The following is a 3,542-nucleotide window of genomic DNA, read 5'->3' as shown; positions in this document are numbered from 1 at the left end:
CCGGCTGCGCGCTGGTGCTGGGGGACCTTCCCAGCCTGCGCGAGGTGTGGGGGACGCCGCGCGCTTCGTGCCGCCGGACGACGCCCGCGCGCTGGCGCGGACCCTGCGCTTCCTCATGGACCATCCGCGCGAGCGCGAGGCCCTGGCGGCGCGGGGCCGCGAGCGCGCGCTCACCTTCACGCCCGCCCGGATGGCGGAGGCCTACCTGGAGCTCTACGCGAGCCTGGCCCGGCTCGAGCAACGCGTGTCCTGACGAACCGAGGAGCCTGCCCACCCATGCGAGTCGTCCTCTTCTGCCACTCCCTGCTGTCGGACTGGAACCACGGCAACGCCCACTTCCTGCGCGGAGTGGTGACGGAGCTGTCCGCGCGCGGGCATGCCGTGCGCGTGCTCGAACCCGAGGACGCCTGGAGCGTCCAGCACCTGCTGGAGGAGCCCCACGGCGTGGCCGCGCTCAACGAGGTCCGCGCGTTCTACCCGCGCGTGCGCCCGGAGCGTTACACGCGCGACTCGCTGAACCTGGAGGCCGTGCTGGACGGCGCGGACCTGGTGCTGGTGCACGAGTGGACGCCGCCGGAGCTGGTGCGCCGCATCGGCGAGCACCGCCGCGACGGCGGCCGCTTCCGCCTGCTCTTCCACGACACCCACCACCGGGGCGTGAGCGCCCCCGACGCGCTGGCCGGCTACGGCCTGTCCCAGTACGACGGGGTGCTCGCCTTCGGTGACGTGCTCCGGGACCTCTACCTGGAGCAGGGCTGGGCGAGGCGCGCGTGGACCTGGCACGAGGCCGCCGACGTGCGCGTGTTCCACCCGCACCCGCGCAACCGCGAGGTGCGGGACCTGGTCTGGATTGGCAACTGGGGCGACGACGAGCGCACGAAGGAGCTGGACGAGTTCCTCCTGGAGCCGGTGCACACGCTGGGGCTGACGGCGCGGGTGCACGGCGTGCGCTACCCGGCCCCCGCCCTGCGCGCCCTCTTCGACGCGGGCATCGAGTACGCCGGCTGGCTGCCCAACCACCGCGTGCCGCTGGCCTTCTCCCAGGCGCGCGTCACCGTGCACATCCCCCGGCGGCCCTACGCCACCCGGCTGCCCGGCATCCCCACCATCCGCCCCTTCGAGGCGCTGGCCTGCGGCATCCCGCTGGTGTCCGCCCCCTGGGAGGACACGGACGGGCTCTTCACGCCGGGCCAGGACTTCCTCGTCGCCCGCGACGGGGCGCAGATGCGGCGGCACCTGTCCACGCTCGTCGCGGACGCGGAGCTGCGGCACGCCTTCGCGGAGGCCGGCCTGCGCACGGTCCTGTCCCGGCACACCTGCGCGCACCGCGTGCAGGAGCTGCTGGGCATCTGTCAGTCCCTGGGCATGTCCGAAGACGTCCTCCACCCGCAGTCCCCCGAAAGGGTCCTCGCATGAGCCACGGCCTGCGCATCGCCTTCTTTGGTTCAAGCCTGGTGTCCGCCTACTGGAACGGCGCGGCCACCTACTACCGGGGCCTCATCCGCGCCCTGCACGCGCGCGGCCACCGCGTCACCTTCTACGAGCCGGACGCCTACGGCCGGCAGCAGCACCGCGACCTCCAGGACCCGGACTGGGCCCGCGTCGTCGTCTACGCGGACGACCGGGGCTCGGTGGACGCGTGCCTGGACGACGCGTTCGGCGTGGACGTGGTGGTGAAGGCCAGCGGCGTGGGCACCTTCGACTCCTACCTGGAGGCGCGGGTGCTGGAGCTGCGCCGCTCCGGCACGCGGGTGGTCTTCTGGGACGTGGACGCGCCCGCGACGCTGGAGCGCGTGGCGAAGGACGCGAACGACCTCTTCCGCCCGCTCATCCCGCGCTACGACCACATCCTCACCTACGGCGGCGGCGCGCCGGTGGTGAACGCGTACCGCGAGCTGGGCGCGAAGCGCTGCGTGCCCATCTACAACGCGTTGGATCCGGACACCCACCACCCCGTGGCCCCCGACCCGCGCTTCGCCGGGGACCTGGCCTTCCTGGGCAACCGCCTGCCGGACCGCGAGGCGCGCGTGGAGGCCTTCTTCCTCAAGGCCGCGGAGGCGCTGCCCCGGCTGCGCATGCTCCTGGGCGGCAGCGGCTGGGAGGCCCGCGTCCTGCCCGCCAACGTCGTGCGCCTGGGACACGTCTACACGCAGGACCACAACGCGCTGAACTGCTCGGCGCGCGCGGTGCTCAACATCCACCGCGACAGCATGGCGCGCTTCGGCTTCTCCCCGGCCACGCGCGTGTTCGAGGCCGCGGGCGCGGGCGCCTGCCTCATCACCGACGCCTTCGAGGGCGTGGAGCAGTTCCTGGAGCCCGGCCGCGAGGTGCTGGTGGCCCACTCCGCGGAGGAGGTCGCCGAGCACCTGAAGCGCCTCACCCCGGAGGACGCCCGGCGCGTCGGGCAGGCCGCGCTGCGGCGCGTGCTGGCCGAGCACACGTACGCGCACCGGGCGGTGGAGGTGGAGGCGGAGCTGGGCTACCGCGCTCCAGCCCCCGGGGGACCGGCGTGATGGCGCCCCAGCACATGCACATCGTCATCCTGGGGCTGTCCATCACCTCCAGCTGGGGCAACGGCCACGCCACCACCTACCGGGCGCTGGTGCGCGAGCTGACGCGGCGCGGGCACGACGTGCTCTTCCTGGAGCGGGACGTGCCCTGGTACGCCGCGCACCGCGACCCCAGCGGCACCTGGGCCGGGCGCACGGAGCTGTACGCCGGCCTGGACGACCTGCGCGAGCGCTTCGCCGCCGAGGTCCGCAAGGCCGACCTCGTGGTGGTGGGCTCCTACGTGCCGCAGGGCGTGGGCGTGGGCGCGTGGGTGCAGGGCACCGCGAGGGGCGTCACGGCCTTCTACGACATCGACACGCCGGTGACGCTGGCGAAGCTGGAGCGCGGGGACTTCGAGTACCTCGCGCCCCACCTGGTGCCCGGCTACCAGCTCTACCTGTCCTTCACCGGCGGGCCCACGCTCCAGCGCATCGAGCGGGAGCTGGGCTCGCCCGCGGCCCGGCCGCTGTACTGTAGCTGCGACCCGGAGCTGTATGGCCCGTGCGCGGGGACGCCGCGCTGGGACCTGGGCTACCTGGGCACGTACAGCGACGACCGGCAGCCGGTGCTGGAGCGGCTGATGCTGGACGCGGCGCGCGGCTGGCCGGAGGGGCGCTTCGTCGTGGCCGGGCCCAGTACCCCGAAGGCGTGGCGTGGCCGCCCCAGGTGGAGCGCGTGCAGCACCTGGCGCCGCCGGAGCACGCGGCCTTCTACGGCGCCCAGCGCTTCACGCTGAACGTCACCCGCGCGGACATGGTGCGCGCCGGGTACTCGCCGAGCGTGCGGCTGTTCGAGGCGGCCGCGTGCGGCGTGCCCATCATCAGCGACGCGTGGGAGGGGCTGGACGGCTTCTTCACGCCGGGCGTGGAGATACTGGTGTCGCGCGGCGCGCGGGAGACGCTCGGCTACCTGCGCGAGCTGCCGGAGGCGGAGCGCCAGGCGGTGGCGCTGCGGGCCCGGCGCGGGTCTCGCCGAGCAGACGCGCGACGCAC

5 protein-coding genes are annotated in these 3,542 nt (G+C 74.2%); all 5 read left to right on the top strand.

Features of this window, described 5'->3' with window-relative positions; all coding sequences use genetic code 11:
- Window positions 1-253, top strand: a 253-nt coding sequence (locus tag ACLEQD_RS39360) for a glycosyltransferase (RefSeq protein ID WP_410391048.1), incomplete at its 5' end; no start/stop codon positions are given.
- Window positions 254-276: 23 nt separating this feature from the next.
- Window positions 277-1,416, top strand: a complete 1,140-nt coding sequence (locus tag ACLEQD_RS39355; protein WP_410391046.1) for a glycosyltransferase — start codon at window positions 277-279, stop codon at window positions 1,414-1,416.
- On the top strand, window positions 1,413-2,513 hold the full coding sequence (locus ACLEQD_RS39350) for a glycosyltransferase (protein ID WP_410391044.1): 1,101 nt from the start codon (window positions 1,413-1,415) through the stop codon (window positions 2,511-2,513). The genes ACLEQD_RS39355 and ACLEQD_RS39350 overlap by 4 nt, the downstream gene beginning before the upstream one ends.
- A complete protein-coding gene (locus tag ACLEQD_RS39345; protein ID WP_410391042.1) occupies window positions 2,513-3,286 on the top strand; it encodes a hypothetical protein in 774 nt (257 codons plus the stop codon). The genes ACLEQD_RS39350 and ACLEQD_RS39345 overlap by 1 nt, the downstream gene beginning before the upstream one ends.
- Window positions 3,226-3,542: glycosyltransferase (locus ACLEQD_RS39340; RefSeq protein ID WP_410391040.1), on the top strand; the 317-nt coding region annotated here is incomplete at its 3' end. The genes ACLEQD_RS39345 and ACLEQD_RS39340, both read left to right, overlap by 61 nt.

This window comes from Corallococcus sp. 4LFB, from assembly GCF_046520365.1.
GTDB lineage: Bacteria > Myxococcota > Myxococcia > Myxococcales > Myxococcaceae > Corallococcus > Corallococcus caeni.
This window is presented reverse-complemented; position numbering and strand designations above follow the sequence as displayed.

What these genes read in the sequence shown, in the direction of transcription:
- ACLEQD_RS39355 (WP_410391046.1), top strand. Translation starts at nt 277, where the DNA reads ATGCGAGTCGTCCTCTTCTGCCACTCCCTGCTGTCGGACTGGAACCAC.
- ACLEQD_RS39350 (WP_410391044.1), top strand. Translation starts at nt 1,413, where the DNA reads ATGAGCCACGGCCTGCGCATCGCCTTCTTTGGTTCAAGCCTGGTGTCC.
- ACLEQD_RS39345 (WP_410391042.1), top strand. Translation starts at nt 2,513, where the DNA reads ATGGCGCCCCAGCACATGCACATCGTCATCCTGGGGCTGTCCATCACC.